Origin of the sequence: Bacillus aerius (assembly GCF_029894105.1) — a bacterium.
Taxonomy (GTDB): Bacteria; Bacillota; Bacilli; order Bacillales; family Bacillaceae; genus Bacillus; species Bacillus altitudinis.
The window spans coordinates 1280681-1306602 of the sequence record NZ_JARYHO010000001.1 but is presented as its reverse complement, the minus strand read 5'-3'; the positions used below and the strand labels follow the sequence as shown (position 1 = coordinate 1306602).

Genomic DNA, 25922 nt, shown 5'->3' with positions numbered 1-25922 from the left:
GCAAGACCGGTTTTTTGATGTCAATAAGAAGGACGATTGACAGAAAGGAGACTCATTTGTGATACAAGATCATGAAAGGAAGCAACAGATTGTTGTTCATGAAAAAGAAGATACTGATACTCATTCATCAGGTTGTCCAGTTCTTGACTATATTTAATTGTCGTCTCACCTGTATAGCCTTCTACTTGAGCAGCTTCTACCATTTGTCTTCTCTTTTCATCAATTGACATTAATAGCTGTTCTTTCCGTACATAAATATTCATGATCTCAGCTCCCGCTATGAATTCGTCTGTCTACGCTCTAAATAATCCGACACCAAAATTATACTTTATTTGTAAATTAAATTAAATATGCTTATTTTATTTAATTTTTTACAGCCTAAAGACCTTTTACCCAATGAATTCTGGGGGTAAACTTCAAAATTGGACAGGACTGACACATTGATTAAACAGAATTTTATCCTATGCAGAAGACCAAAATCAACTATTTTCTCTCTCATTTTATGTCTATTTTCCTAAAAAAAAGCTGATCTTCCGCCTCATGCGAAATGATCAGCTCCCACTATTAAACCGTTTCTTCTTCGTAAATTGGCACCCAGCCCTTAGTTGTGACAAATATGCGAACTGCGACGACTTGACGATCTTCTTGAAGTGTAAAGTAGTGACGAATATTCGGGGGCACAGAAATTAAATCACCTGGATTCAGTCTCACATCAAAAAAGACGCCGTCTTTGCCTTGAATGGCAAAGATTCCATGACCGCTCACGATAAATCTGACTTCATCATCCGTATGATGATGCTCACGTTTAAAGTTTTGAAGCAGTTCATCCAGATTAGGGGTCGCATCTGATAATGAAATCACATCCTGCGCTTTGTATCCTCTTCGCTCGGAGATACTCTTTATTTCCTCTTGAAACACAGTTAAAATTTCTTCCTTTTCATCATCTGTTAAATCGTACTTTTCAGATAACTGTTTTGGTAGTTTTTCAATATCCCAATGTTCATAAATGACCCCTTGCTGTTCTAAATACGCCTGGACCTCTTGTTCGTTCTCAAGTAACGTGTTCTCTTCATTATGAATGTAAATGGTCGCCATGTGTGTTTCCTCCTTTTTATTTAACAAGCTGCTTTTGATAAAGCGCTACTTTCAAATGATAGGTAAATAAAAATTCATAAGCCTCTAAGACTCGTTTGGCTTCAAATGCGCTTTTCCCCCAAACGGTGATGCCATGATTACGAATGAGTACAGCACCAGCATCGTCCGTCAGGTGCACTGCAAATTGCTCTGCAAGGTGCGGAATATGAGCTGGGTTTTCAATAATAGGAACAGCAACTTCTGCATCCTCTTCCCAATAACCAAGCGCTTTAATGATTTCGTTACCTTTAAAACGAACTTCTCCTTTATCGCCATACAGCTCAGAAATGACATTGTTATCGATCGTGTGGACGTGAAGACAACATCCTGCTTTCGTCCGCTCATAAACGTATGTGTGAAGCAGTGTTTCAGCTGATGGCCTGAGCGGCTCATTCGGATGAACCGGCTGGCCTGCTGCATCAACAAGAACAAAATCTTCGTCGGTTTCTTTTCTTTTATCTTTGCCGCTTGCCGTCACCAAAAACGTGATGGGATCATCCGACACTTTTATCGATAAATTGCCGCTCGTTCCGTAAAACCAGTCTCTTTGTGCCAATTCACGTTTGATGTCTGCTAGTTCCTTCCAGCGTTTACTCTTCTCGTCTGCCATTCCTTCACTTCCTTTATTTGATCAAATTGCGCTTTTAGATCAACAAATGTTTCATACTCTTTATGTACGAGCCCTAGCTCTTTACATTCGTTCAGTAAATAATCACGCGCAAACGTGAGATCCGCATGTTTCGCTGCCTCAATATCAGTCACTGAATCACCAATCATGATAATAAAGTCATCTTCCTGCGTCAGTTCTCGAATAATGGAAGGCTTGCAGCAGCCACAGCCATTTTGGCATTCTGAATCACAGGCATACGGCCATTCAATTTGAATATGGTCTTCTTTAAATGATGCATGGTTACAATAAATATTCTCTTGTTCGACAATCCCTTCAAGGATAGGATAGACAAAAAAGTCCATACCGCCGCTGAGTACATAGAAAGGAATGTCTGCTTTTTTGACATCATCGACAAACTGTTCAAATCCTTCACGAATCTCTGTATCCTCTAAAATAAATGACCGAATGGCTTCTTTCTGATCACTCGTCAGTAACTGAAACATCTGCCCGACGCCTTCTTGGATCGTGATCTCTTTTGCTAGAACACCATCCTTCCATTTCGTCCATTCTTTTGGAGCAAACTGCTTCATGATGCGAATGATATTATCATTTTTCGTAATCGTGCCATCAAAATCACAACATACAATTGGTTTTTTCATTTATTCTGCTACCCTTCCCCAAAGATCAAGTGCTGCTTGTAAGTCTTGACAAGTTGATGCTTTTTCTTCGATAGACTCTTTTTTGACCACCGCATCAATGATCGAACGAAAGGCTTTCCCTCCTCCAGTTGCTCCCCGCGGATGTCCGTGAATTCCCCCGCCTGCATTAATGACATGATCAAGTCCAAAATCTTTGATTAAGATCGGCACCATTCCCGGGTGAATGCCTGCTGAAGGGACAGGAAATGTTTGTTGAACTGTATCCTCTTTCACACATGCTTCGAAAATGCCAATGGCATCTTTTTTCGGAAGGGCGACTGATCCATAAGGAGAGGGAAAAAGACTTAAATCAGAGCCAGCATATCGATTTAATTTGCCTAAAAGAAGAGAATGCGAGAATCCATAGTCTGGAGATGATGTCATTGCACCGCTCACTGCCGGATGTGCCATGATCGGCAATGGGATCTCTGGATCTTCAGCCAAGCTTTGCATGACATCAAGTCCATAGGCAAAAACGTTGAATAAAAGCGCATCAGCCCCGAGTTCGGCTGCCTTTCTTGCTCGATCTTTCAAATCAAAAGTTCTACCAGTTAAATTAACAGCATAAAGCGTGCGATGTCCTGTCTCTTCATATGTTTCTTTTAATATCTTTTTTCCTTCCATGATTCGATCTTCAAAAGGGGCTAATGGGCTTTCAAATAAAATCTCATCATCTTTGATGAAGTCTACTCCACCTAAAGCCTGTAAGCGGAGCTGCTTTTTTAAATCCTCCATATCACGGCCGATCACGCCTTTAAATATACTCATCAATAGCGGCCGATCAAACACGCCTACTTTCTTTCGTATCCCCTCAATGCCAAATACCGGTCCTGGCAGACAGCTTTTAAACCTTTCCGAAAATTCGATATCGACGAGCTTTACTTTCCCATCCAGTGAAAGCTTTCCAAAAATCGTCGTCAACACCGCTGGTATATCAGCTGAAAAGTTCGCCTCAGGATAAGCAATGGTCACCTCTGATTGATACAGACCACCATTTGCGGAGGACTGTTCTTTTACGCTCACCACACGGCCTTTATGTTTTTTTAGCTGCTCCTTTTTGAGCTGCGGCAAGTCCGTCCATGACCCGACCGTTAACCCAAGTGCGATCTGCTCTGCTTTTCGGTCTATTTGTTCATCCTCTCGATGTGTTAGTACGTATGTTGCCAGTAGTTCACTCACTAGGAATCCCCTTTCGATTGCGTCCTGTATATGGTCAATAAAAAAACCTCTTTAAGTGCTTGATCAGCGCGTTAAAGAGGTTTCGTCTCATTCATCCGAATCTTATCTCTCAGCGCTTGCTGCAAGAATTAGCACCGTGCTTCATGGAAGTCGGTTGCCGGGCTTCATTGGGCTAGTCCCTCTGCCTACTCTTGATAAGAATATTCAATTTTCTTAAATATTGCCTGAATTATCGCACCATTTTTTTACGTTGTCAATGGCTTTTTTTCAAATAACTGCAAGGCAGCGATACGATCAGCGGCTTCCTTTAGCCGCTCCTCACTTGTTAAAAGGCCGACTCTGACGTAGCCTTCACCGTGAGCACCAAAGCCATTCCCTGGTGCCACAACAACATGTGCTTTTTCTAATAATACATCCGAAAAAGTTTCAGATGTATACCCTTCAGGCACCTTTAACCAAGCAAAAAACGAGCCCTTTGGCGCACTGACGTCCCAGCCAATCTCTTTGCATGCAGCAATCCAAGTGTTTCGTCTTTTTTCGTACCGATCATTTTGTACTTGTACGCACGTTTGATCGCTTAAAAGTGCTTCTGCTGCTGCATCTTGAGTTGCTTTAAACAGTGACACAAACAGGTGATCCTGATAAAGCTCAATGGCTTCGATAACAGAGGCATTCCCTGCTGCAAAACCGACTCTCCAACCAGCCATATTATACGTTTTGGACAATGTATAGATTTCAATACCTGTCTCTTTTGCTCCGTCTATTTGCAGGAAACTAAGGGGCTTTTCGCCGTCAAATCCTATGCCGCCATATGCAAAATCATGGACAACACACATCTTATTTGCACTCGCAAACGCAACAGTATCTTCAAAAAATGTCCGGGTTGCAGTCGCACCAGTCGGATTATTTGGGTAATTTAAGTACATCAATTTTGCTTGATTCTTATCCTGCTCTGACAATTGGTGGTAGTCAGGTAAAAAATCATTTTGTTCAAGAAGAGGCATTGTGACCATGCGAGCTCCGGCAAGCACAGCGCCTGACCAGTAATCAGGATAGCCCGGATCTGGAACAAGCAGCGTATCACCTGGATTCAGTAAACATTGCGGCAATTCGACTAGTCCCGCTTTCCCTCCAAATAAGATGGCAATCTCTGTCTTTGGGTCAAGCGTGACACCATATTCTCTTTCATAAAAAGTAGCTGCAGCTTTTTTTAGTTTCGCTGTCCCGCGGAATGAGGAGTATTGATGATTTTCAGGTTTTGCTACCGCTTCCTGCATCGCTTTCACAATATGTGGAGGAGTGGGCTGATCAGGATTTCCTTGACCTAAATTAATCACATCTGCCCCTTCCTGCACTTTTTTCTGTACTTTTTGTACAAGCGACGCAAAAAATTGTTTCGGTAAATGTTTCAATACATCCGATTGCTGGAATTCCATTTTTTCACCTTCTATTCAAGTTACATGACAATACAATCACTGTAATGGATTGTTTTATGAATTGTAAAGCAATTTTGAAAAAAGATTGACATGTGAACTGCAGCTCTGATAATATCTAGAATTAAGAAATGCAAGCAGACATGAAACAATTACATATTGATTTCTCTTATCGAGAGTTGGGCGAGGGATTTGGCCTTTTGACCCCAACAGCAACCGACCGTTAATACCACTGTGAAGTGGGGCGCAGCAAGAACAGCGCCAAGACAATTCATTGTCTTATAGGGCACGGTGCTAATTCCATCAGACGTATGTGCTGAGAGATAAGAGAGGCTTCGAGCATACACGCCATCAAGCCTCTTTCTCTCAGGAGAAAGAGGCTTTTTTATATGATTTGGAGGGAAGCAATTGGTTACACTTACGGCATCATATGAAGAATTAACAGAAAGTTCGGCAGTTGCACTTGCCATTAGACTTGGATTGATTCAGGAGAGCAGTCATTTAACATGCACTGAAATCGGTGACGGAAATTTAAATTACGTCTTTCATATTTATGATCACAAACAAGCAAAAGGACTGATTATCAAGCAGGCCCTTCCTTACGCAAAAGTCGTTGGAGAAAGCTGGCCGCTGACATTAGATCGTGCAAGAATTGAAAGTGCAGCACTCATCAAGCAGTCAGAGTATGCACCTCATCTCGTACCAGCCGTCTATTATTCGGATACAGCTCTTGCAGTGACGGCAATGGAGGATCTATCACACCTCGAAATCGTCAGAAAAGGGCTAATTGCCGGAAAACAATACCCGTATTTATCAGATCATGTCGGAGAATTTTTAGGCAAAACACTATTTTACACGTCTGACTTTGCCACAAATCCTAAAATCAAAAAACAATTCGTGAAACAGTTTACGAACCCTGATCTTTGTGACATTACAGAAAAACTCGTCTTCACAGATCCTTTCTTTGACAGCGAAACGAATGACTTCGAAGAGGAATTAAGAGAAGAGGCACAAGCCCTATGGGCTGATCTTGAACTGCAAGCAAAAGCAGCCGAATTGAAACGGATCTTCTTAACCTCTGCTGAAACACTGGTACATGGAGATCTTCATACAGGCAGTATTTTTGCAAACGAAACGGAAACGAAAATCATTGATCCAGAGTTCGCTTTTTACGGTCCTTTCGGATTCGATATCGGTCACTTTATTGCCAATCTGTTCATAAATGCTTTATCTCATGAGAATGAACAGGATCAGCAGCACCTTTTTGATCATGTCGTCAATGTGTGGGCAACATTCAAAGAAGTGTTCACAAAAGCATGGAAAGAAGACAGTATTGAAGCGTTTAGTGTATCGGACAGCTTTTTAGAAACAACGTTTGACCGTATTTTAAAAGAAGCCACCGGCTTTGCTGGCTGTGAGCTTGTTCGCCGAACCATCGGTCTTGCGCATGCGGCTGATCTCGATGCGATTCCATCACATTCTAGAAGGCTTCAGCAGAAAAAAGCAGCACTTACACTAGGAAAAACATTGATCAAACAATATCAAGCAGTGGAAACAGCGTCTGACCTCGTCGCATTATTCCAGCAAACTGTAAAGGAGTGACGAGTTTTGTCTAAAGAATTTGAAGTTCCCCGTTCCGTCGAATGGGAAGAAAACCGTATCAACATTTTGAATCAGCAAAAATTACCCGCTGAAACCGTGTTTGAGCATTTATATACAAAAGAAGATGTGTATGATGCCATTGTGACGCTAAAAGTGCGCGGAGCACCTGCTATTGGCATTACAGCGGCTTTTGGGCTCGCACTCAGTGCACAAGAGATTGATACAGAAGACATTGATCTCTTTAAGCGAGAAGTCGCTCGCCTGAAAGAATATTTAAACAGTGCTCGTCCAACCGCTGTGAATCTTGCCTGGGCATTAGACCGGCTTTATCAGCGCATTGAGCGTGCTGCTTCGGTGAATGCAGCCAAAACTGATCTTGTCCATGAAGCCATTCAAATTCAAATCGAAGATGAAGAAACATGTCGGCAAATCGGTCAAAATGCTCTTCAGCTCTTTAAATCTGGTGATCGAATTATGACCATTTGTAACGCAGGCTCCATTGCCACAAGCCGTTACGGAACAGCGCTTGCACCCTTTTATTTAGCGAAAAAGAAAAACCTCGATCTTCACATTTACGCATGTGAAACACGTCCTGTCCTTCAAGGCGCTCGTCTGACGACATGGGAATTGATGCAGGGCGGCGTAGATGTGACGCTTATCACGGATAATATGGCAGCCCATACGATGAAAGAAAAACAAATTTCTGCCGTTATTGTTGGTGCAGATCGAATCGCTAGAAACGGTGATACAGCAAATAAAATTGGAACGTTAAGTCTGGCTATTTTAGCTAAACACTTTCAAATTCCATTTTTTGTGGCTGCGCCTCTTTCGACCTTTGATGTGTCAACTCAGGATGGGTCAGATATTCCGATTGAAGAACGCGACCCACAGGAAGTAAAGGAATTAAACGGCATCCAAATTGCGCCTCCTGACGTGCAGGTATTTAACCCTGCCTTTGATGTTACTCCTCATCATCTCATTTCCGGAATCATTACAGAAAAAGGCATCATCACTTCCAACTATACAGAAGAGATTGATGCACTATTCACTGAAAGCGTGTCACTTTAATCAAACAAAAGCGCGGGGTTCTTATCATTTAAGAGCACCGCGCTTTTTTGTTTCGTTCGTTTTTGCTAATATTTCTTTTTTCTGTTCTTCTGTCAACACGTTCATTTTGACACATAGTGATGTGACGGCGTACATTTTATCTTTTTTGCCCCATAACATGTTAGCAGCCTCCTTTTTCCCTAGACCAACTTTTTTAGCTTAATAAAAGGATATGTCGCTCGCTAAACATTTGGAACAGGTCAATTTATTTATTTTTGAACAAATGGGATGCCTTCTAATTCTAACAGGATCGCTTTCAGCCCTGTCTTCGTCCCTGCATAACCCGTCAAAGTCCTGTCTTTTCCAATGACCCGGTGACACGGGATAAAAATAGGCAACGCATTGCGTCTATTAGCTTGTCCAATGGCTCTGACAGCCTTTGGATTGCCGATCGCTTCTGCAATATCAGCATAGCTTTTTGATTCACCATACGGAATAGTAGAAAGTGCCTCCCACACTTGCTCTTGAAACGGAGAGCCTGCTTGCTTGAGCGGGAGATCGAACACTTTCCGATCGCCCTTAAAATATTCATCCAGCTGTTTTTTCGCTTCTTTTAATACAGGCGTGTCTTCTTGTTTAAAACGGTCTCTCTGCTTTTTGACCAAAAACGATTCATCATCAAACTTCACTTCAATGATGGCACCATCTTTCTCTAGTATGTATAATGCCCCGATTGGTGCGGTATAGACTGTATAATACACATTAAAGCTCCCCTTCTTGTTTCTGCTGACGGAGTGGAAGCGTGAGATGGAACACTGTTCCGACCCCTTCTTCACTCTCAACTTCAATGGTTCCTTGATGCTCTTCAATAATTTTATAACTAACCATTAACCCAAGTCCAGTTCCTCTTTCTTTTGTTGTATAAAATGGTTCTCCGAGACGCTTTAGTTTATCCTCTGTCATGCCGCAGCCTTCATCACGAAGAGAAATGACAATGTGCTCCTCGCCCTTCCTTTGAATGCTCACGTATACATTTCCTTTCTGAGGCATTACTTCAATCGCATTTTTTAAAATGTTAATAAAGACTTGCTTCAATTGATTTTGTTCACAGTAGATGAGCGGAATATCATCCAGCACATTTAAGTGCATTTGCACATTGCCAAGATTGGCCTGTGCGTGAAGAAGATCCATTGTGTCTTTGACAATTTGCACGACATTTTTTTCTTCATAGATGATGGCCTGCGGTTTTGCTAAAATCAGAAATTCTGTAATAATGGATTCGATTCTTTTTAGCTCTGATGTGATGACATTAAAATAGAGCGAATACTCCCCTTCAATGTTTCCTTTGAGCAGCTGAATGAAGCCTTTTAAAGCCGTCATTGGATTTCTAATTTCATGGGCAATTCCAGCGGCAAGCTCTCCGACAACATGAAGCGTATCCGATTTTCTTACCCGCTCCTCTAATTCCTTGCGCTCAGTCACATCTCTAAAGATGGCCAAATTCATGTTATGAATAATATTTCGTTTAAAAGAAAACTCCAAAATACGTTGATCTGGATGGTTCAGCACAAATGGAACTTCATTGTCCATCTCATCTAATGACATCGCCTGAGCTGGCTGCGCCAAATTTTCAATTTGATATGGCGCAAGGATATGAAAAAGGTTCATTTCCGTTAAGTGATCATCTTTGAGGCCAAGTAGTTCACTTGCGGAAGGATTCACATCAATAATCCGGTATTGATTATCGAAAAGAACAATGCCATCCATAGAGCCATTAAATACTTTACGGAATTTGAGCTCACTTTCTCGCAGCTCCTCTTCCATTCGCTTTCTGTCACTGACATTCCGTAAAATGGTTAAGTGCTGTCCTTCTAATACCGCATGCTTAGAGGTGAACTCAAGCTCTTTGAATTGGCCATTCGCCATTCTAAAGAGGAGTTCTTCTCTGATTTCAAGATTCCTTATATACCGTCTTCTTGTCGGCCGGTATCTGCGATCAGATTTGACTAGAAAATCCATGAGTTTCTTGCCAATCAGCTGATGCATCGGTAATTCAAAAATTCGGCAGGCTGATTCATTTGCCCTGACAATTTCTCCATCATCCGCCCAAATGATGATGGCATCCATCGCATTTTCGAATATTTCTCTAAAACGTTCTTCACTTTTTAGCAGCTTTTCTTCCATTAATCTTTTTTCTGTAATATCACGCATGATGGACATGTAAAAACCACTCATCACATTGGATGTGATGGTCAGTTCGAATAATTTGTGCTGCCCAGAATGAAGGGTAACAGGAAGTTCTCCCTTTGCTTTCCCTGTTTCTTTCAATGAAGTTAAGAGCTGCTGGAGCGCTGGAAGGTTTTCTTCTTCAACAAATTCATTTAAGTAGCGGTCTGTTAAATCTGTTTTTTGAAGTTCAAAGCTCTGGCAAAAAGAGTGATTGGCGTCAATCATACAACCATCCTGATCAAAAATGACCATACCGTCAATCGCTCGATCAAATAAATCTTTAAACAGCTGCTCATTCATCGAACGTTCTCGCTCTAATATTTTCTTTGAAGAAATATCACGCATGACGACAATATATTGTTGATTCACCACGTCGTGCTCTGCTACAAATTCAATATATTTTGTCTCTCCATTTTCAAGTTGAATGGAGATCTCTCTTTTTAACGTTCCTTTTCGAAAAAAAATCTCAAGTGAGCAGTCAATTTTGTTTTTCGGGATGCCGTATAGGAAATCTAGAACGGATTTATTGAGGAGGTCTTCTTTCGGTGTTTGCACAAGCCTACATGTCGCTTCATTGGCTTGAATAATGTTGAGGTGCTGATCAAATATAAAAATGGCATCTAGCGTCTTATTTAACAGCATTTTGTGCTGTATCAATTCATTTCGCAAATATTCGTTTTCTTTTTCTAATTTTCTGATATTTTTCGCGCCATCGAGCGTTTCAGTCATTCTCTTACACTCCTTTTCCAGCCTCATTCCTCTACAATATTTCTACAAGATTTTCATTGTTCCTTCATTCGACTCATAAAAAAAGAGAACTTTTTACACGAGGCTTGCTTCATTTGTTTCATTTGGATGACACGATTGTATAACGATTCTCTTTTCTTACGCTTCTTTTACAACCGTTCTACAATTTCACATCAAATAGCGAAATGAGCCAATTTGTATTTTAAAATGGGGCAAATGAGGGAACAGTGCACATAGAACGTTTATGTTCGAAATGAAGCAGGAAAGGTGATGTTATGACGTCAACGAGAGACAGTTATTTTGATAATGCAAAATTTCTTCTGATTTTTCTAGTTGTTTTTGGTCATTTGTTACGGTCATTCATACATGATAATGACTGGATACTCTACTTATATAAATTTATTTATACATTCCATATGCCCGCTTTTATATTGGTGTCTGGCTTCTTTGCCAAAGGTTTTAGAAAACCAGGTTTTATGAAAAAAGTCGCAGTTAAGCTGATCATCCCATATTTGATTTTTCAGGTCATCTATTCTGTGTATTATTATTTCTTACAGGATCAAAGCATCTCTAACTTAAATCCGATTGATCCACAATGGTCTTTATGGTTTTTAATCAGTTTATTCTTTTGGAACTTACTACTCATTCCTTTTTCAAAACTGCCATTCCACTGGGCAATGATTGTTAGTTTATCGATGGCGTTACTTGTCGGTTACGTGGACAGCATTAGCGATACGCTCAGCCTATCTCGTACGTTTGTCTTTTTGCCGATGTTTTTAGCTGGCTTTTATTTAAAAAAGCAGCACTTTGAATTTATCCGAACAAGCAAAGGGAAACTGACTGCACTTCTTGTACTGATGGCCGTGTTCATGTTTTGCTATTTTTATGAATTCGATTATTCCTTTTTATTTGGGTCACAGTCTTACGCTTCTCTTGGAGATGAAGGACTCATTGCAGCTATGAAACGAATGGTATGGTATTTACTTGCATTTGCTGCTACCTTTAGTTTCTTTGCATTAGTCCCAACACGCCGGTTCTTCTTTACCAAATGGGGCACAAGAACGCTTTATGTCTATTTACTTCATGGCTTTGTGATTAAGCTTTTAAGAACGACTTGGTTTGATGATTGGGCTCTAAATACGGCAAGTGTATTGATTCTATTGCTACTTACGGTCCTCTTAACCTTTACCCTATCTAGTACATTTGTTAAAACTGTTGCACAACCAGTCATCGAGCTCAAAATGACCAGTCTGATGCGAACCATTACTGGCAGACAAAACAGTTATATTAAATAGAAAAAACGATCTCTCAGGATCGTTTTTTTCTATTTATTTTTGTTTTTCTGTTCAGTGTGACATTCATCGTTTTTTTTAGGCTTCATTAAGGTATCAATCCATTTACTGCTGTTTATATCTCCTAGCTCGCTGCCAAATTCCTCTTCTAACATATCGGGGTTCATCGGTTTTTTATGGTCTTTCATATCTTTACTTTTCACATGCTTTTTAGTCACGAGATGCTCCCCCCCTGTTTACCTTGATGAGAATTTCGGTTCGCCTGGCGGTCTTCTGATTGCTCGTCAAATTGTGTTTGTCCTTGATCGTGTGCCATGCTTTCTGTAGGCGTCATATTATTCGTGAGTGCTTCATTTTTTGCTGCTTTTCTTTTCATTTGTCATCATTCCTTTTTAACATGTTTAGTTCTTCGCTCAATTGATCAAACAGCTCTTTCATTTGTTTGACTGTCACTGGTTTTTCCTCAGGCTTTAACTCATATCCAATTTGCCCATTCGCTTCTAGCGTTGCTTTTTTGAGACTGCTGATGTCTGTGATGCCCTGCTGCTTTAAGCGCATTTTGAATTCGTCCCTTGTCAGACGCGTTTTTTTCAGCTTGTGATCAAGCATTTCTCCATCCTCTAAAATCACCACAGACTTCCCTGAAACCAATTTTTCAAAGAAATCAAACCGAATTGACAGCTTTTCCATCACCACAAGTGCCACAATAAAGATGGTCGCTGCATAAATGGTTTCAAGTAAATTATGCTCAATGAAGGGTTGGATAATAATCGATCCAATTGAAATCATGATGACTGTCTGTTGAACCGTTAATTGACTAATGGATTTAGGTCCTGCTATTCTCAGCAGCAAGGTACCAACGAGTAGCATTACAATTGCTTTCCATAACACATCCAGCACGTCTCTTTCACCTCTTACCTATAGATTGCGAACATCCCTTGTGATTTAGCCAGTTATATAATGGAAATAAAAAAACCAGCATTCAGTAGGAATGCTGGTCTGATTGTCGACAAAGAGTTAAAATGATCGTTATTTTAACTCTTTGTCTTCTTTCAGCGTGATAGAAAACCTTTGAAGTCTAGGAAGGGCGAGTACTGGCGCGGAGCGAATTTGACATTCGTGAGCACCAGCACGCAGGACTGACAAAGAATGCGAGGGTTTGTCTACACGCTGAAACCAGCATTCAGTAGGAATGCTGGTTAGCCGATAATCACACGCTCTTTCGGATAATGATAATTCGCTTCACTTTCCCGGCGGCCAATTAAATACAAGAAGCTTGGAATTCCAATCCGTCCTATAAACATGACCACCATAATAATACACTTACCAAATACCGACAAGTCAGACGTAATTCCGAGCGACAGTCCCGTTGTTCCAAAGGCAGAACAAACTTCAAATAAAGTTTCAAGAAGTGTATGATGGTCTGATAAAGTTAACAGAAACGTAGCACCAAACACTAAAATAAAGGCCATCATCGTCACCATGAGGGATTTATTAATATCCGCTTGATGAAGCTCTCTTTTAAAGATTTTAATGGACTTATTTCCTCTCGCAAAGTGAAACAAAGCAAGTAAATTAAGGGCAAACGTGGTTGTCCGAATTCCACCCCCTACCGAGCTTGGAGATGCCCCGATAAACATCAGCAAACATAAAAATAACAGTGTCGGCTCTGTCAATTGCGTAATATCTAATGTCGAAAGCCCGCCACTTCTGGTGGCTGTTGATTGAAACAAAGAATAAAACAAGATTTCATGCCAGCTCTTCCCTAGAAAAGTAAACCGAGCTTCAAGTGCATAAATCCCAATTGCCCCAACGACAACAAGGAGGCCAAACGTGATTGTTGTAATTTTCGTAAACAATGAAAACGATGCATGTTTTCGGTCTTGATTGAATAAATAATCCTTTACTTCGACAAGTACCGGAAAGCCAATAGCGCCAAAAATGATGAGCAGCATCGTGATAAATTGGACGAAATAGTCATCTTTATAAGGAATTAACGAATTCCCAGTAATATCAAATCCTCCATTGGTTGTGGCACTGATACTAGAGAAAAATCCGTGTAAAAAAGCGCCTTGCACATCGTAATACTTTAGAAAATACATACTTAAAATCAGACCGCCTACAAACTCAATCAGCAAGATTAAATACAAGACCTGCTTCATGAGTTTTACAATTCCTGATAAGTTGCTCTGGTTTTGGTCTGCCATAATTAATTTTCTTTCTTTAATGCCGATCCTTTTTCGCATAACCAGCCAGACGAATGTACCAAGGGTCATAATGCCGATACCGCCGATTTGCAAAACAAATGCAAGGATCCACATCCCGGTCACACTAAATGTTTGTGACGTATCGACGACAGTCAGACCCGTGACACTGACAGCACTCACAGCTGTAAACAGCGCATCAATAAATGTCCATTTGACTCCTTCTTGGTGAGCCACTGGCAGGCTGAGTAGAATGAACGACACGGTCACAGCAAGAAAATAATAAAGGGCAATCAACTGAAAAGCCGACAGCCGGTCGATTAGTTTTTTCATTGGATTCATGGTTATTCCTTCTTTTATCTTTCTTTTCGAATACTATATCATTTTAATGAAAAGAAAGAAGATTTTAAAGGTATTTTGTGCTTTATTTACTTTTTCATCAAAAAGAAAAAGACATCCTTACGCAGAATGTCTTTTGATCTTTCTTATTTTGCTTCTAGTCTTCTAATTCTTTCGTTTAAATCAGGGTGTGTTGAGAAAAGAGAAGCTTTTCTTTTACCACTGATTTTCAGTGTAGCAACAGCTACTTGATCGTCATCTTTGATTCTTGATGTATACGCCTCTAGTGAACGGAGCGCATGAATCATTTTATCTTTTCCTGCAAGGTCCGCACCGCCGCGGTCTGCATGGAATTCACGATGTCTAGAGTAAGCAAATACGACAAGGCTTCCTAAGATAGAGAAAATAATTTGGAAGACGATCACAGCGATAAAGTGAACAATCGGCACAAGCTCTTCACGTGGAACGAAACGGCTTGCGATCCATGCCGCAATTCTTGAAAGGAAGACCACAAACGTGTTGACGATTCCTTGAAGTAACGTCATTGTAACCATGTCACCGTTCGCTACGTGAGCGACTTCGTGAGCGATAACCCCTTCAACTGCTGCATCATCCATTTCATGAAGCAATCCAGTTGATACGGCAACAAGCGATCTTCTTTTAGAAGGACCTGTCGCAAATGCATTTACTTCAGATGATTGGTAAATACCGACCTCAGGCATTTTAGAAAGGCCTGCTGCTCTTGATAGTCTGTGAACGCGGTCAACAAGCTGCTGCTCATCATATGTTAAAGAATCCTTTTCTGGATTTAACACACGCACACCCATCATCATTTTTGCCATCCAGCGAGACATCGCTAGTGACATAAACGAGCCTACAAAACCAACAACTGCACTGAATACAAGAAGATAAAGGATATTAAGTCTTCCGTCTGCTCCTATATAAGAACCAACACCAGTTGTTGCACTAATAACCGATAGGACAATACCAATCGTAGTGATAACAAGAATGTTCGTTAATATAAACAGAAATATTCTTTTACCCATACATAACCTCCGCTGTCATATTAAGTTCATTTGAACTTATTAATAAAATTATAAAAATAAACGTCTCAAATTGCAAGGAAAAAGGAATCGTTTTCTATGTTTATCATACTGGCTAAAACCTCGTCATTTCAATGATTACGCTACTTGCATCCGCAAATAAGTGAACAAATTGTGACGCAGCGGTCCTATTTTAGTTTATTTTGCATTTTTATTAAAAAGAGATTATGATGTTGAATTAGATCAATAATCACGTTTTTGACGTACAAATGAGGTGGAACATGGTGACTTTTAAATTAACGAGAATTGACATGACGAGACTTCTGTATTCTCTAAAAGGCGAGGGAGATCAGACTCCGCTTCAGCTTTTGAATTTATCTGTAAAAAGCGATAAGGAACATGAATATGATGAATTAAAAATCCCTTCGTTTTTTGAAAAACTCGAACGGCGGAAGCAAAAATCAGAGCACGGACTTTCAACGAACGAAATCGTTGAGCTTGGCAACTTGTGTGAGCTGACTTCTCTTAAATCGACAGCCATTCAAAACTGGATCAAGCGCGATATTAAAGATATGATCGGTCATCCAGAGCTTGGCAAGAAGTACTCCATTGATCAAGTCGTTATTTTATTAATTGTCCGGGATTTAAAATCAGTATTTGATTTTGATGCTATTCGTACGATTTTATCTGCCTTATTTAATACGATCACAGATCGAACGGATGATATTATCAGCCCCATCCGTTTTTATGAAGCATATGCGCACGTCCTTGATTTTATTTATCACCATACACATTTTCCATTAAAGGAAACGAATTTACGAGAAATGACAGAAGAGCAGACGGACAAGCTCCACGAAGAGTTTATAGAATTGACGAAGCCGCAATGGCATTTGATTAAAGGCATTATCAGTTCTACCGTTTTCTCCGTTTTCACTTCTCACTTGCAAAGCACAGCGCAAGAAATGATGTTGAATACGCTTCAGCTGAAAAAGGCTTAAAACTGAGCCCGAGGTGACCTTCATCACCTCGGCTTTTTTGTGCAGCAATTGCCAGCATAATTGCAGGCTGTTTTTTTCAAAATAAGAAGGCGCAACAAACATGAGGTGAAAGGAGGAATATGTGATGGCAAATCGAAATCAACTTCTTGTTCCTGGAGTAGAACAAGCTTTAGATCAATTTAAATACGAGATTGCTCAAGAATTTGGCGTGAATCTCGGTTCAGATACAGTCGCACGTTCAAACGGTTCTGTTGGCGGCGAGATGACAAAAAGACTCGTACAGCAGGCGCAATCTCAAATGGGCCATTCAACTAAATAAAGACATGGTGAAATACGCCGGATCTATTCTGGCGTTTTTTTACTGTTCATATGTAGGCTCATCCCGGTTTTCACGGTATGAGGGCGATGTGTTTTTTCCTTTTTGTTTGACGCCATCTCTGTTACGTTCGCCGTACGGACGATTCTGACCACTGTCGTTTTTTTTTACATGCTTTTCAGCATCACCACGTGATGTGCCGTTTGGATGTTTTTTTTCATCTGGATCAGTTGAGTGATTTTTTTTTTGCTCTTTGTCTATTTCAAAAGAGCGATCCTTTTCTTCTTTTCCCTTTTTCTCTTTGTTGTCAAGATGAGGGCTTGTTTGGTGAGGCTTTTGAACAGCTCCTTGCTCTTCCCTCTCAACTTCCTTCTGCTCTTTGTCTTCGCCTTCAGGAGCTTCTTTATCAGGCTGCATCTCATCGCTACCGTCTGTCTTTATATCTTCTTTTTTGTCTTCGTCTTTTTGATCTTCATCAGCATTTTTCGGCTCTTCTTCTTTGACAGCCTCGTCATCTGCTGGATCTTCATCTTCTTTTTTAACGTCCTCTTGTTCTTTGTCTTGCATTTCTTGATTTCTAATATAAGTTCCTGTTGAAATGCCTGCTTTTTGTGCCTTTTCTCTTGTTTCCAGGTCACCTTCCACAGTTTCCAGCTTATAATTGCGCTTTTGATATTCCCCCGAGATGGTGCTGATTTTACTTTTTACGTTTGTTTTGTATGTATGATCCTGCTTGTTTTCATAAACAGTAGAAATATAAATGCTTTTAGAGTGGTTCACGTATCCTTTTTTATCACAATCATCGATGATTTCCTGCACGACTTTGGTCATGTCGTTTTTTTCTAAATCTTTCATACTGGCCAGTACTTGCTTCGCATCTTTATTCAGCGGAGTGACACCGATCACTTGATAATTGTGATCGAGTTTCAGCTCAAAACTTGGGTTAATGTCAATCGTCATATATGCATATGCTTTTTGACTTGAGAAAGATGGCATCATAGTGAAGATCACGACAATAATTGCTGCAATTGATAGAATTCCTGCATTTAACGGACGTAAACGAAGCAGGTCAAAAAAACCGGCTCTTTTTCTTTCGAGACGTGATTCATTCGGAAACATCACTTCTTGACCGATTTCATAGTCTTGCTGTTCATACTTTGTCCGCAGAAATTGTCCATCAGGGGTCAGCAGTGTGACATATTTTTTGTTTTTCTCTACTATAATGCCTCTTCTCATGAATTAAGCACCCCTTTAAGGTAATCTTTCAAATACACATAATCACCTGTCATAATGATCGCCATCGCAATAATATATTTTCTATTTCTCTCAATCGTTTTGCGGCTGACTTCCACTAGCTTTTCCAGCTGTTTGACTGGCAATTGTTTTTTCTGAAATAAAATGGTTCTCAGTTCATCGTGCTTAACGAGTGTATGGGCCACTTTAATGGCATTTTGTCTCGCATCCGCATGCTTTGGTGAATGCTCAAGCAGTTCTTGAAACGTAAGACCATATACTTTCAATCGTTCTTTAAAATGTTCAATCTCTTCTCTTCTATGTTCTTGTTCAATTAAACGCCTATATTCATTTGCAGAAAGCTCTGCTTCAATCATGCTTTGCGAGTATTCGCCATTCTCACTTTCTTGAAGGTCCATTTGAACCGTTGGCGCGTTTCTTGCTTCTTTTCGAATATAGTCGATTACTTTTCTTTTAATAATTAACTCCGCAAATGCAAGGAGTGAGTTGCCTTTTTCGGCAGAGTATTTTTCTATCGCTTCATTAAAGGCAATTAAGCCTACGCTAAATTCATCATCTTTTTCATCTATATATCGTTTACAAACGGATGAAACCGTCTTAGCGACAAATGGTTTGTATTGCTCTATTAATGCATTTTGCAGCTCGGTATCACCCTGTTGGATGTTGATTGCCGACTGCTCTAATGTTTGCTTTTTCTTTCCCTTTTTAAACAAAAGGCTAAGCAATGGTTTCACCTCAGTTCTCCCTATATTACTCATTTATGATAGCTAATTTATGAGGGAAGCGCAAAGGAAGAAATGAGGAATTCATTTCCTGTTACTCAATTGTGACATGTATTTCTTTATCTACTTTACAACGTTTCGTTTAAAAGCAAAGAAATAAGGGGGTATCCCCCCCTTTTTTGTAATATACGTGTTATGAAAATGAAATGATATTTCTTTCAAAAAACCTACTCTTCCAGCCGCTTCTCTTGTTTTTCCTCGTTTTGTTGGCCGCCTTTTCTTGATGGACTTGATAAAAACCAGCCAAATGCTGCAATCGCGAGAAGGACCGTCCAGAAAATGATTTTCCATAATGTTGAATGAATGAAATGAGAGGACACGACCCCAATAGCTGGATGAGAAAGTGTATAGAGCGTCAGCTTCACGCCAACCCATCCGACAATGACAAATGCTGCTGTTTCTAGGCTTGGTCTCGTTTTAAGCAGTTTCACAAATACAGTCGCCGCAAACCTCATGATCACTAGACCAATGATACCGCCTAATAGAATGACAATAAATTGACCGCCATCAAGCCCGCCAATTTGTGGAAGGTTTGTTGCTGGCAAAGTCACAGCTAATGCAACGGCTGCTAAAATAGAATCTACTGCAAATGCAATGTCAGCAAGCTCAACTTTTACGACGGTTGCCCAAAAGCCGCTTTGTTTCATGTTTGTGTCTGCTTCCTTTTTCTTAAATACGTGCGATTTTAAAATATGGTGAATCGAAATATAGAGAAGATAAATTGCGCCAATGGCTTGAACTTGCCACACATCTACTAAAAACGAAATAAGAAAAAGAGAACCGAATCGCATGACAAATGCTCCCGCAAGTCCGTAAAACAATGCCTTTTTTCTTTGTTTTTCAGGAAGGTGTTTGACCATCACAGCCATAACCAGCGCATTATCAGCTGCTAAAATCCCTTCTAATCCAATCAATACGAGAAGAACCCACCCGTACTCTAAAATAATTGCTGCATCCATCATCATTCCTCCTTATTTTTTATCTATTGTCCCACAACAGACAAAGGCTTATGAATGCAAAAAAGACCTTTGCCTATAATGGCAAAGGTCTTGCTAGACATGTGATATGTAAATCATGCCAACAAAGCCGATGGAATGAGATTCCATGTAATGACGACTTTGTTTCCGGTGATAACCGGACGCTACTCCCCTTTGGTGGGATTAAGAATATTTAGATTACTTATATCATAATCAACAGACCCCGGATTGTCAACAGGTGACTTTTCATCTTCACCCGCTGATTAAGCCGTTGGTGTTTCTGTTTTTCTTTTTCTTCGTTTGAGCCACACGTAGAAAACAAACAACAAGAGCATACCAATCCCAATCGGCAATACATATGGTTCTAAAATGGTTCCAACCTCTTGCCAGTTCTCTCCAAGGACAAATCCTAAATACACGTACACAAATGTAATCGGCGTAATCGCCAAAAACGTATACAGGCAAAAAACCCACACATTCATCTTCGCAATCCCGCACGGAATGGAAATAAGGGTTCTGACCCCTGGAATAAACCGGCCGCTAAACGCAACAAATCCGCCATGCTTTTCAAAAAAGGCATCCGATTTATCAAGTGACTCAGGTTTAACAAAGAAATACTTCCCATATTTATTTAAAAAGGGTCTCCCTCCATAACGCCCTAACCAGTACAAGGTCAAGGGGCCTGCCACACCGCCAATAGAACCGGCAGCCACAACACCAATGAAGGCCATGTCCCCTTTTGAAACCCAGTAACCTGCAAGAGGCAACACCACTTCAGCAGGAACAAATTCAATGCATAATGCAAGAAAGATGCCGAAGTACGACAAATTCTTAAAGGCATCAGCTAATGAAATAATAAAATCTTCGATGTTTATCAATCCCTTTCACACATAATCAGTTTGACAGGCTATGCTTGCAAATCGTACCGTCCCACCTATTAAACGAATAAAAAACCAAAAATGATTCACTTTTCTTCGTTTTTTTACATTAAATTTGATTTTACTATAAAAAATGTTCAAAAAAAATGCTGAATGCCCTTTTTAAGTAAAGGAAAAGTGAACACAGGCGCCACTTGATCCGATATATTAAGTATATGTCTGTTTTTAGATACAGGAGGTTTTCTTACATGACACATTTAACAGGAAGTTACAACGGATGGCTTGTCTTTCTGTCAGTCGCTGTCGCCGCTGTCGCCTCCTACTCAGCTCTTCAATTAGCCAGCCGGGTGATCCAGTCGAGCGGCGCAAAGAAAAGAGTATGGTTGATCATTGGTGCGATGATCATGGGGATGGGAATATGGTCAATGCATTTTATTGGCATGATGGCGTTTCATCTACGCTCTGGTATCACATATGAAACACCCTTACTCATTTTATCGATTTTGGCCTCTTTTATCGGTTCTTTCATTGCTTTTTCAATATGTATTCAGCAGCAACTTTCCACAAGGCGACTCTTGATTAGTTCGATCACGATGGGCTCAGCTATTTGCAGCATGCACTACCTCGGATTGGAATCAATGGCGAATGTCACCATCAGCTATGACCCTGTTCTCTTTTTTCTTTCGTTTTTTATTGGTGCGCTCGCTTCATTCTTTTCATTACACCTTTTTTTCCGGCTCCATCGCTCTGAGAAAAGGCGGGAGGATCAGCTGTTAAAAATAGCGGGTGCACTGATGATGGGCGGTGCTATTGCGGGCATGCATTACACTGGCATGGCGTCTTCGACGATGTTTTTTCATTCAGATGGTCAGGTCGCTGCGGGTGGTTCTCTTGAAATGTCACCATTTAGCCTGTCCATTTTCATCGGTCTGATGACGCTTATCGTCCAATCACTCATGATTTTCGGCGCCTATATTGATCATCGGATTATGTCACAATCAGATCAGCTAAAAGAAAATGAACAGCGGTTCCAATCACTGATCAAACATAATATAGATGGTATTATCGTGTTATCTGTTGATCGAAAAGTGATATCTGCGAATGACCCAGGCAAACACATTTTGAAAATGTGCAATTCTTGGATTGGTGATGATGTGAGTCAATACGTCATGCCAACTGAGATGTGGGAAGACTTTATTTATCAATCAAAAAAAGCAATTACGCGTGAAGCAGAACTGAAAGCAGCAGATCGGTTTTATTATTATCATGTTACATACATACCCGTACACGTCAACCATACACTTGACAGCATTTATCTCGTTTTAAAGGATTTAACCCAGCAGAAGATTGCTGAAAAAGAAATTCATGTGATGGCACATTATGATGCATTAACTGAACTTCCGAACCGTCGTCACGGAATTAATCATTTAAATGATGTTTTATCCGCTCAAGAAGAGACAAAAACGTCAACGGCAGTTCTTTTTCTTGATTTAAATCGGTTTAAAATTATTAATGATGCCCTTGGTCATAACATAGGCGATCTGCTGTTGAAAGCCGCCGCAAACAGACTAACCAAATGTTTGCCTGACAATGGCTTTATTGCAAGAATTGGCGGGGATGAATTTTTAATGATCTTTCCTCACATGGAGCATAACACACATAAAATTGAACAGCTTTTGAAAAACATCATTCGCCAATTTGAACGTCCTTTTTTCATTCAAAACCATCAGCTCATTACATCCATTAGTATTGGAATCGCCATCTCTCCGCAAAACGGTAAGAATGGTATGGAATTGATGAGAAAAGCAGATATGGCCATGTATTTATCAAAGAAACATAAACAAAGCCGCTATGAATTCTTTACTGAATCTATGGAGAGATTGAGTGAGGACAGACTCAATCGCGAACTGGAGCTACGAGATGCCATTCAAAGAAAGCAGTTTGTGCTTCATTATCAGCCGCAAATCAGCGCCAAAACAAGACAGATGACAGGTGTTGAAGCCCTTTTAAGAATGAAAGCACCAGACGGTTCTCTAAAATCACCAGAGGCTTTCATTGAACTTGCTGAAGAATCGGGCCTGATTATCGATATTGGAAGGTGGGTCATTGACACAGCATGTAAGCAAGCAAAATTGTGGTATGACAAGCAATTGAAAATCCCTGTAGCGGTCAATTTATCTGCTAAGCAGTTTAACTCTGAAGACTTAATTGATTTGATCAAACTAACGCTAAAAAAATACGACCTTCAACCATCACTTCTTGAGCTTGAAGTGACAGAAAGCATGACAATGGACAACATCAAGCAGTCAAAACAAGTACTGACATCTCTAAAACAACTTGGCGTCCGTATTAGTATTGATGATTTTGGTACAGGCCACAGCTCTTTAAGCTATTTGAAGGATTTGCCGATTCACCGCCTGAAAATTGATAAATCATTTATCGAGGATATTTTGAGCGATTCAAAGTCTGAGCAAATCACAGGGGCTATTATTGCAATGGGGCACCAGCTATCTCTAGAAGTCATTGCTGAAGGTGTTGAAACTTTTGCACAAGCGCAACTTTTATCTGCGCAGGGCTGTGACGATCTACAAGGCTTTTATTATGCCAAGCCACTTCCAGCTAGTGACATTGAAAAATTTATCGCCTATCCTGCTCATCAGCTGGATACATAAAAAAGGTGCCAACCATGGCACCTTTTCGTTTTATCTAAATAACAAATGCTGGCTGTGAATACCTGCTTTTTTCAGCAGACTAATTAATTGCTCCTGTTCTTCACGCGAAAGACCAGAAAACGCCCGCGCAATTCGAAGAGAATGGATTGGATAAATTTTATCCAAATAACTGCGCCCTTTATCTGTTAAATGGGCATAAACTGACCGCTTATCCTTTGGGTCCTGTTCTCTTTCAATGAAACCATTTCGTTCTAACTTGTCAATTACGTACGTAACATTCCCGCTGACAAGCAGGAGTCTTGAGCCGATTTGCTGAAGTTTTTGAGCACCTCTCGTATACAGTAATTCGAGAACGGCAAATTCAGTTGGATTGAATCCATGCTCCTTGCTGTCTCTAATACTGTGTTCGGAAACGCTTTTAAATGCCCTTGCAAAAACTTTGTAAAGCGTCATTGAACGTTCTACTTCTTCTTCATTAAACGATAGTCTCATCACATATCTACCTCTTATAATATTTTTTTAACTTCAAGGCTTTCTTGCGGTGCAGTTGGAGCCTTTCGTAAAAAATAGAAGTACGTTTTTGAAAACCCTTTCAACCACATAAGTGACTCCATTCGTGTTATGTATAAGATTTCGATATAAACTTTTAAAATCCTTCTTATTTTTCACAATCATCTCGAAAAAAAGCTTTTCCAGCAAACCATCATGTTACGACAAATTTTAACATAATCTGTAAAGGCTCTATATTTTCTTACATTTGATTCGTCAAATTTCTACAAAATCCAATATTGCTATAATATTAAACACAAAAAAAGAACCCTTCATGTGACAACGCACATGATAAGGGATGTTAAAGATAGCGATCTGTTTTGTTGAAAAAGAAGTGATACTCTTTTTTCAAGTCACTAATTGTCATGTTCTTGGTCATATCAGGGCTATACACCCCAAGTGAGCAAAGCTGCTTCGTATAATAATGTCTTTCTTTCGCTAAAGCTTCTTTTAATATACGCCGCATGACTTCTCCCCTCCTATCAATGGATATGGATCGGGTGCTTATGAGGACTTTTTATACAAATCATTTTGTACGGCTCTAAGAAGAGCATGTGCATTCTGACCCGCAGCCTGCATGAACTGCTCCAGCAGTTCATCCCTCTTCACATCTAATGCGATGATTTCTTTTGCCATACGGATGATCTGTGTTTTCTCCATCAAGTGCGCCTCCTCCTTATTTTTTCTTTTTCTTATCATATGTTCACGTGATATGATTTGCACTTTATATGTTAATTTTCCTTCCATTGTTTTTCGTTTTTTTCATTTTTGTGTTATATTATCTAACAAACGTTAGGTTTTTTTACTGACTGTTCGATATAATATGAAGAAAAGACTTGCAGGGGTGAGGATATGACGCAGGAAGATGTATCTTATAAAGATAAAAAAGTCATTTCAATCGGGATTGTCAGTGAATTAACAGGGCTTTCCGTCAGGCAAATCCGATATTATGAGGAACGTAAACTCATCTACCCCCAGCGCTCAACAAGAGGCACACGGAAATATTCTTTTTCTGATGTAGAACGTTTAATGGATATCGCCAATAAACGGGAAGATGGTGTGCAGACAGCGGAAATTTTAAAAGACATGAAGAAAAAAGAACAGGCATTAAAAAGCGGACAATATAAGAAAAAAATGCTGGAAGGACAGATCAACGCGCACTTCCGGTACAAGAATCGATGAACTAAATAACAATCGCTTACTCGGCAAAATAGACTTAGCATCTGATCGTCCTGAATATGAATCGATGAAAGCACGAACTGACCCAAAGACCGATTCTTGCTGAAGAGTCTATTTCAGGTAGCGAAAGGAAATGCGTTACAGCTCATCTTGAATCATTGAAGCAACAAAACGAGGCAGCAATTGCAGCCTCGTTATTAGCTAAAACAACCATTCAACTATTTATCACCTAAGATACTTGATCTTTAACGATTTAGTTTTTCAAATTTGTTCAGGAATCGAAACAGTTCGTTCATTGAGCACATTCCCCGTGTTTAGCGTCGTTTTGGGTTCTATTAAGAGCAAGTGAACTTCTTCTTCAGCAATTGGCTGATGTTCAACTCCTTTTGGAATCACAAGAAATTCTCCTTCATGAAGCGTTATTTCCCTATCCCTAAAACGGATGACTAGATTGCCTTTCCACACAAAGAACATTTCATCCTCATCATCATGGTGATGCCAAATGAATTCACCCTTCATTTTCACCATTTTCATGTATGAGTCGTTCAACTCTCCACCTATTCTAGGATTCCAATAATCATTTATTTGCGAAAATTTTTCTTCGATATTTACCTTTGAAATCAATCGATTCCCCTCCTTATTAAATGGAAACGTCTGTTTTAATTGCCACAGCTAAAAAATTCTCATTTTCTCCTCTCGATCAGATAAAAGGGACGCAATGAGCATCAACCTCTTCTATCATTTAGTTTACATACTTCTT

29 protein-coding genes and 2 riboswitches are annotated in these 25922 nt (G+C 40.0%); of the genes, 7 read left to right on the top strand and 22 right to left on the bottom strand.

All coding sequences use genetic code 11. From position 1 onward, the window contains the following. Positions 1-20: 20 nt before the first annotated feature. The 6 genes from M2353_RS06740 to M2353_RS06715 form a co-directional block, all read right to left on the bottom strand. The gene (locus M2353_RS06740) at positions 21-263 is read right to left on the bottom strand and encodes an aspartyl-phosphate phosphatase Spo0E family protein (RefSeq protein WP_008346101.1); all 243 of its coding nucleotides are present in this window, start codon (positions 261-263) and stop codon (positions 21-23) included. 301 nt (positions 264-564) lie between these two features. Next, on the bottom strand, positions 565-1095 hold the full coding sequence (locus M2353_RS06735; RefSeq protein WP_284725175.1) for a 1,2-dihydroxy-3-keto-5-methylthiopentene dioxygenase: 531 nt from the start codon (positions 1093-1095) through the stop codon (positions 565-567). 16 nt (positions 1096-1111) lie between these two features. Then, on the bottom strand, positions 1112-1744 hold the full coding sequence (locus tag M2353_RS06730; protein WP_024719645.1) for a methylthioribulose 1-phosphate dehydratase: 633 nt from the start codon (positions 1742-1744) through the stop codon (positions 1112-1114). Then, positions 1708-2403: a 2-hydroxy-3-keto-5-methylthiopentenyl-1-phosphate phosphatase gene (locus tag M2353_RS06725; RefSeq protein ID WP_284725174.1), complete on the bottom strand. Its 696-nt coding sequence runs from the start codon at positions 2401-2403 to the stop codon at positions 1708-1710. Before M2353_RS06725 ends, M2353_RS06730 begins: the two co-directional genes overlap by 37 nt. Next, the gene (gene mtnW / locus M2353_RS06720; protein WP_284725173.1) at positions 2404-3621 is read right to left on the bottom strand and encodes a 2,3-diketo-5-methylthiopentyl-1-phosphate enolase; all 1218 of its coding nucleotides are present in this window, start codon (positions 3619-3621) and stop codon (positions 2404-2406) included. It abuts the gene before it with no gap. 99 nt (positions 3622-3720) lie between these two features. After that, positions 3721-3822: riboswitch (SAM riboswitch) on the bottom strand. A 44-nt stretch (positions 3823-3866) separates the two neighbouring features. Then, positions 3867-5057 (bottom strand): pyridoxal phosphate-dependent aminotransferase, encoded by a 1191-nt coding sequence (locus M2353_RS06715; RefSeq protein WP_284725172.1) that lies wholly within the window; start codon positions 5055-5057, stop codon positions 3867-3869. Positions 5058-5462: 405 nt separating this feature from the next. Here M2353_RS06715 and mtnK point away from each other — a divergent pair, with 405 nt between their 5' ends. Together mtnK and mtnA are read left to right on the top strand one after the other, a co-directional pair. Continuing rightward, a complete protein-coding gene (mtnK, locus tag M2353_RS06710; RefSeq protein WP_268389787.1) occupies positions 5463-6656 on the top strand; it encodes an S-methyl-5-thioribose kinase in 1194 nt (397 codons plus the stop codon). 6 nt (positions 6657-6662) lie between these two features. Beyond that, a complete protein-coding gene (gene mtnA, locus M2353_RS06705; protein WP_017367119.1) occupies positions 6663-7724 on the top strand; it encodes an S-methyl-5-thioribose-1-phosphate isomerase in 1062 nt (353 codons plus the stop codon). A 24-nt stretch (positions 7725-7748) separates the two neighbouring features. Here the strand turns inward: mtnA and M2353_RS06700 are convergent, their stop codons facing one another. From M2353_RS06700 to M2353_RS06690, 3 genes are all read right to left on the bottom strand, one after another. Continuing rightward, positions 7749-7883, bottom strand: coding sequence for a hypothetical protein (locus M2353_RS06700; RefSeq protein ID WP_017359454.1), 135 nt, complete (start codon positions 7881-7883; stop codon positions 7749-7751). Between the two features lie 89 nt (positions 7884-7972). Further along, positions 7973-8464, bottom strand: a complete 492-nt coding sequence (locus M2353_RS06695; protein ID WP_284725171.1) for a methylated-DNA--[protein]-cysteine S-methyltransferase — start codon at positions 8462-8464, stop codon at positions 7973-7975. Between the two features lies 1 nt (position 8465). Beyond that, positions 8466-10661, bottom strand: a complete 2196-nt coding sequence (locus tag M2353_RS06690) for a PAS domain S-box protein (protein WP_284725170.1) — start codon at positions 10659-10661, stop codon at positions 8466-8468. A gap of 293 nt (positions 10662-10954) precedes the next feature. Here M2353_RS06690 and M2353_RS06685 point away from each other — a divergent pair, with 293 nt between their 5' ends. Further along, positions 10955-11974, top strand: a complete 1020-nt coding sequence (locus M2353_RS06685) for an acyltransferase family protein (RefSeq protein ID WP_017367116.1) — start codon at positions 10955-10957, stop codon at positions 11972-11974. 29 nt (positions 11975-12003) lie between these two features. Here M2353_RS06685 and M2353_RS06680 read toward each other — a convergent pair whose 3' ends face one another. The 5 genes from M2353_RS06680 to htpX all read right to left on the bottom strand — a co-directional run bounded on the left by M2353_RS06680 (position 12004) and on the right by htpX (position 15560). Next, positions 12004-12189, bottom strand: coding sequence for a hypothetical protein (locus M2353_RS06680; protein ID WP_284725169.1), 186 nt, complete (start codon positions 12187-12189; stop codon positions 12004-12006). Further along, positions 12186-12347, bottom strand: coding sequence for a hypothetical protein (locus tag M2353_RS06675; protein ID WP_284725168.1), 162 nt, complete (start codon positions 12345-12347; stop codon positions 12186-12188). Before M2353_RS06675 ends, M2353_RS06680 begins: the two co-directional genes overlap by 4 nt. Then, positions 12344-12871: a DUF421 domain-containing protein gene (locus M2353_RS06670; protein ID WP_045034960.1), complete on the bottom strand. Its 528-nt coding sequence runs from the start codon at positions 12869-12871 to the stop codon at positions 12344-12346. The genes M2353_RS06675 and M2353_RS06670 overlap by 4 nt, the downstream gene beginning before the upstream one ends. 299 nt (positions 12872-13170) lie before the next feature. After that, on the bottom strand, positions 13171-14517 hold the full coding sequence (locus M2353_RS06665) for a TrkH family potassium uptake protein (RefSeq protein ID WP_007498761.1): 1347 nt from the start codon (positions 14515-14517) through the stop codon (positions 13171-13173). A gap of 143 nt (positions 14518-14660) precedes the next feature. Further along, on the bottom strand, positions 14661-15560 hold the full coding sequence (gene htpX / locus M2353_RS06660; protein WP_284725167.1) for a protease HtpX: 900 nt from the start codon (positions 15558-15560) through the stop codon (positions 14661-14663). Positions 15561-15838: 278 nt separating this feature from the next. On the opposite strand from htpX, the gene M2353_RS06655 reads away from it, so the two are divergent. Then, complete coding sequence (locus tag M2353_RS06655) at positions 15839-16555, top strand: DUF1836 domain-containing protein (RefSeq protein WP_284725166.1); 717 nt, start codon at positions 15839-15841, stop codon at positions 16553-16555. Between the two features lie 124 nt (positions 16556-16679). Further along, positions 16680-16874 (top strand): alpha/beta-type small acid-soluble spore protein, encoded by a 195-nt coding sequence (locus M2353_RS06650; protein WP_008346135.1) that lies wholly within the window; start codon positions 16680-16682, stop codon positions 16872-16874. Between the two features lie 39 nt (positions 16875-16913). Here M2353_RS06650 and M2353_RS06645 read toward each other — a convergent pair whose 3' ends face one another. The 4 genes from M2353_RS06645 to M2353_RS06630 all read right to left on the bottom strand — a co-directional run bounded on the left by M2353_RS06645 (position 16914) and on the right by M2353_RS06630 (position 20762). Continuing rightward, positions 16914-18107, bottom strand: coding sequence for an anti-sigma factor domain-containing protein (locus M2353_RS06645; RefSeq protein WP_284725165.1), 1194 nt, complete (start codon positions 18105-18107; stop codon positions 16914-16916). Further along, positions 18104-18859 (bottom strand): RNA polymerase sigma factor SigI, encoded by a 756-nt coding sequence (gene sigI / locus M2353_RS06640; RefSeq protein WP_008346139.1) that lies wholly within the window; start codon positions 18857-18859, stop codon positions 18104-18106. Before sigI ends, M2353_RS06645 begins: the two co-directional genes overlap by 4 nt. Before the next feature lie 215 nt (positions 18860-19074). Further along, positions 19075-19866: a TerC family protein gene (locus M2353_RS06635; protein ID WP_045034957.1), complete on the bottom strand. Its 792-nt coding sequence runs from the start codon at positions 19864-19866 to the stop codon at positions 19075-19077. Positions 19867-19898: 32 nt separating this feature from the next. Further along, positions 19899-20069: riboswitch (yybP-ykoY riboswitch) on the bottom strand. A 78-nt stretch (positions 20070-20147) separates the two neighbouring features. After that, complete coding sequence (locus M2353_RS06630) at positions 20148-20762, bottom strand: DedA family protein (protein ID WP_045034956.1); 615 nt, start codon at positions 20760-20762, stop codon at positions 20148-20150. Positions 20763-21010: 248 nt separating this feature from the next. On the opposite strand from M2353_RS06630, the gene M2353_RS06625 reads away from it, so the two are divergent. After that, entirely contained in the window at positions 21011-23434 is a 2424-nt protein-coding gene (locus M2353_RS06625) for an EAL domain-containing protein (RefSeq protein WP_284725164.1), read from the top strand. A 30-nt stretch (positions 23435-23464) separates the two neighbouring features. Here M2353_RS06625 and M2353_RS06620 read toward each other — a convergent pair whose 3' ends face one another. The 3 genes from M2353_RS06620 to M2353_RS06610 all read right to left on the bottom strand — a co-directional run bounded on the left by M2353_RS06620 (position 23465) and on the right by M2353_RS06610 (position 24643). Next, entirely contained in the window at positions 23465-23929 is a 465-nt protein-coding gene (locus M2353_RS06620) for a MarR family winged helix-turn-helix transcriptional regulator (RefSeq protein ID WP_088004396.1), read from the bottom strand. Between the two features lie 355 nt (positions 23930-24284). After that, positions 24285-24449, bottom strand: a complete 165-nt coding sequence (locus tag M2353_RS06615) for a hypothetical protein (RefSeq protein ID WP_008346148.1) — start codon at positions 24447-24449, stop codon at positions 24285-24287. A gap of 38 nt (positions 24450-24487) precedes the next feature. After that, a complete protein-coding gene (locus tag M2353_RS06610; protein ID WP_008346151.1) occupies positions 24488-24643 on the bottom strand; it encodes a hypothetical protein in 156 nt (51 codons plus the stop codon). Positions 24644-24835: 192 nt separating this feature from the next. On the opposite strand from M2353_RS06610, the gene M2353_RS06605 reads away from it, so the two are divergent. Next, positions 24836-25165: a MerR family transcriptional regulator gene (locus M2353_RS06605; protein ID WP_007498778.1), complete on the top strand. Its 330-nt coding sequence runs from the start codon at positions 24836-24838 to the stop codon at positions 25163-25165. Between the two features lie 258 nt (positions 25166-25423). Here the strand turns inward: M2353_RS06605 and M2353_RS06600 are convergent, their stop codons facing one another. Further along, on the bottom strand, positions 25424-25786 hold the full coding sequence (locus M2353_RS06600) for a cupin domain-containing protein (protein WP_081105410.1): 363 nt from the start codon (positions 25784-25786) through the stop codon (positions 25424-25426). Positions 25787-25922: the final 136 nt, after the last annotated feature.

Bases quoted from the DNA above. Each gene is read 5' to 3' on its own strand.
- M2353_RS06740 (WP_008346101.1), bottom strand. From the start codon at position 263: ATGAATATTTATGTACGGAAAGAACAGCTATTAATGTCAATTGATGAA.
- M2353_RS06735 (WP_284725175.1), bottom strand. From the start codon at position 1,095: ATGGCGACCATTTACATTCATAATGAAGAGAACACGTTACTTGAGAAC.
- M2353_RS06730 (WP_024719645.1), bottom strand. From the start codon at position 1,744: ATGGCAGACGAGAAGAGTAAACGCTGGAAGGAACTAGCAGACATCAAA.
- M2353_RS06725 (WP_284725174.1), bottom strand. From the start codon at position 2,403: ATGAAAAAACCAATTGTATGTTGTGATTTTGATGGCACGATTACGAAA.
- M2353_RS06715 (WP_284725172.1), bottom strand. From the start codon at position 5,057: ATGGAATTCCAGCAATCGGATGTATTGAAACATTTACCGAAACAATTT.
- M2353_RS06700 (WP_017359454.1), bottom strand. From the start codon at position 7,883: ATGTTATGGGGCAAAAAAGATAAAATGTACGCCGTCACATCACTATGT.
- M2353_RS06690 (WP_284725170.1), bottom strand. From the start codon at position 10,661: ATGACTGAAACGCTCGATGGCGCGAAAAATATCAGAAAATTAGAAAAA.
- M2353_RS06685 (WP_017367116.1), top strand. From the start codon at position 10,955: ATGACGTCAACGAGAGACAGTTATTTTGATAATGCAAAATTTCTTCTG.
- M2353_RS06675 (WP_284725168.1), bottom strand. From the start codon at position 12,347: ATGAAAAGAAAAGCAGCAAAAAATGAAGCACTCACGAATAATATGACG.
- M2353_RS06665 (WP_007498761.1), bottom strand. From the start codon at position 14,517: ATGAATCCAATGAAAAAACTAATCGACCGGCTGTCGGCTTTTCAGTTG.
- htpX (WP_284725167.1), bottom strand. From the start codon at position 15,560: ATGGGTAAAAGAATATTTCTGTTTATATTAACGAACATTCTTGTTATC.
- M2353_RS06655 (WP_284725166.1), top strand. From the start codon at position 15,839: ATGGTGACTTTTAAATTAACGAGAATTGACATGACGAGACTTCTGTAT.
- M2353_RS06650 (WP_008346135.1), top strand. From the start codon at position 16,680: ATGGCAAATCGAAATCAACTTCTTGTTCCTGGAGTAGAACAAGCTTTA.
- M2353_RS06645 (WP_284725165.1), bottom strand. From the start codon at position 18,107: ATGAGAAGAGGCATTATAGTAGAGAAAAACAAAAAATATGTCACACTG.
- M2353_RS06635 (WP_045034957.1), bottom strand. From the start codon at position 19,866: ATGGATGCAGCAATTATTTTAGAGTACGGGTGGGTTCTTCTCGTATTG.
- M2353_RS06625 (WP_284725164.1), top strand. From the start codon at position 21,011: ATGACACATTTAACAGGAAGTTACAACGGATGGCTTGTCTTTCTGTCA.
- M2353_RS06615 (WP_008346148.1), bottom strand. From the start codon at position 24,449: ATGCGGCGTATATTAAAAGAAGCTTTAGCGAAAGAAAGACATTATTAT.
- M2353_RS06610 (WP_008346151.1), bottom strand. From the start codon at position 24,643: ATGGAGAAAACACAGATCATCCGTATGGCAAAAGAAATCATCGCATTA.
- M2353_RS06605 (WP_007498778.1), top strand. From the start codon at position 24,836: ATGACGCAGGAAGATGTATCTTATAAAGATAAAAAAGTCATTTCAATC.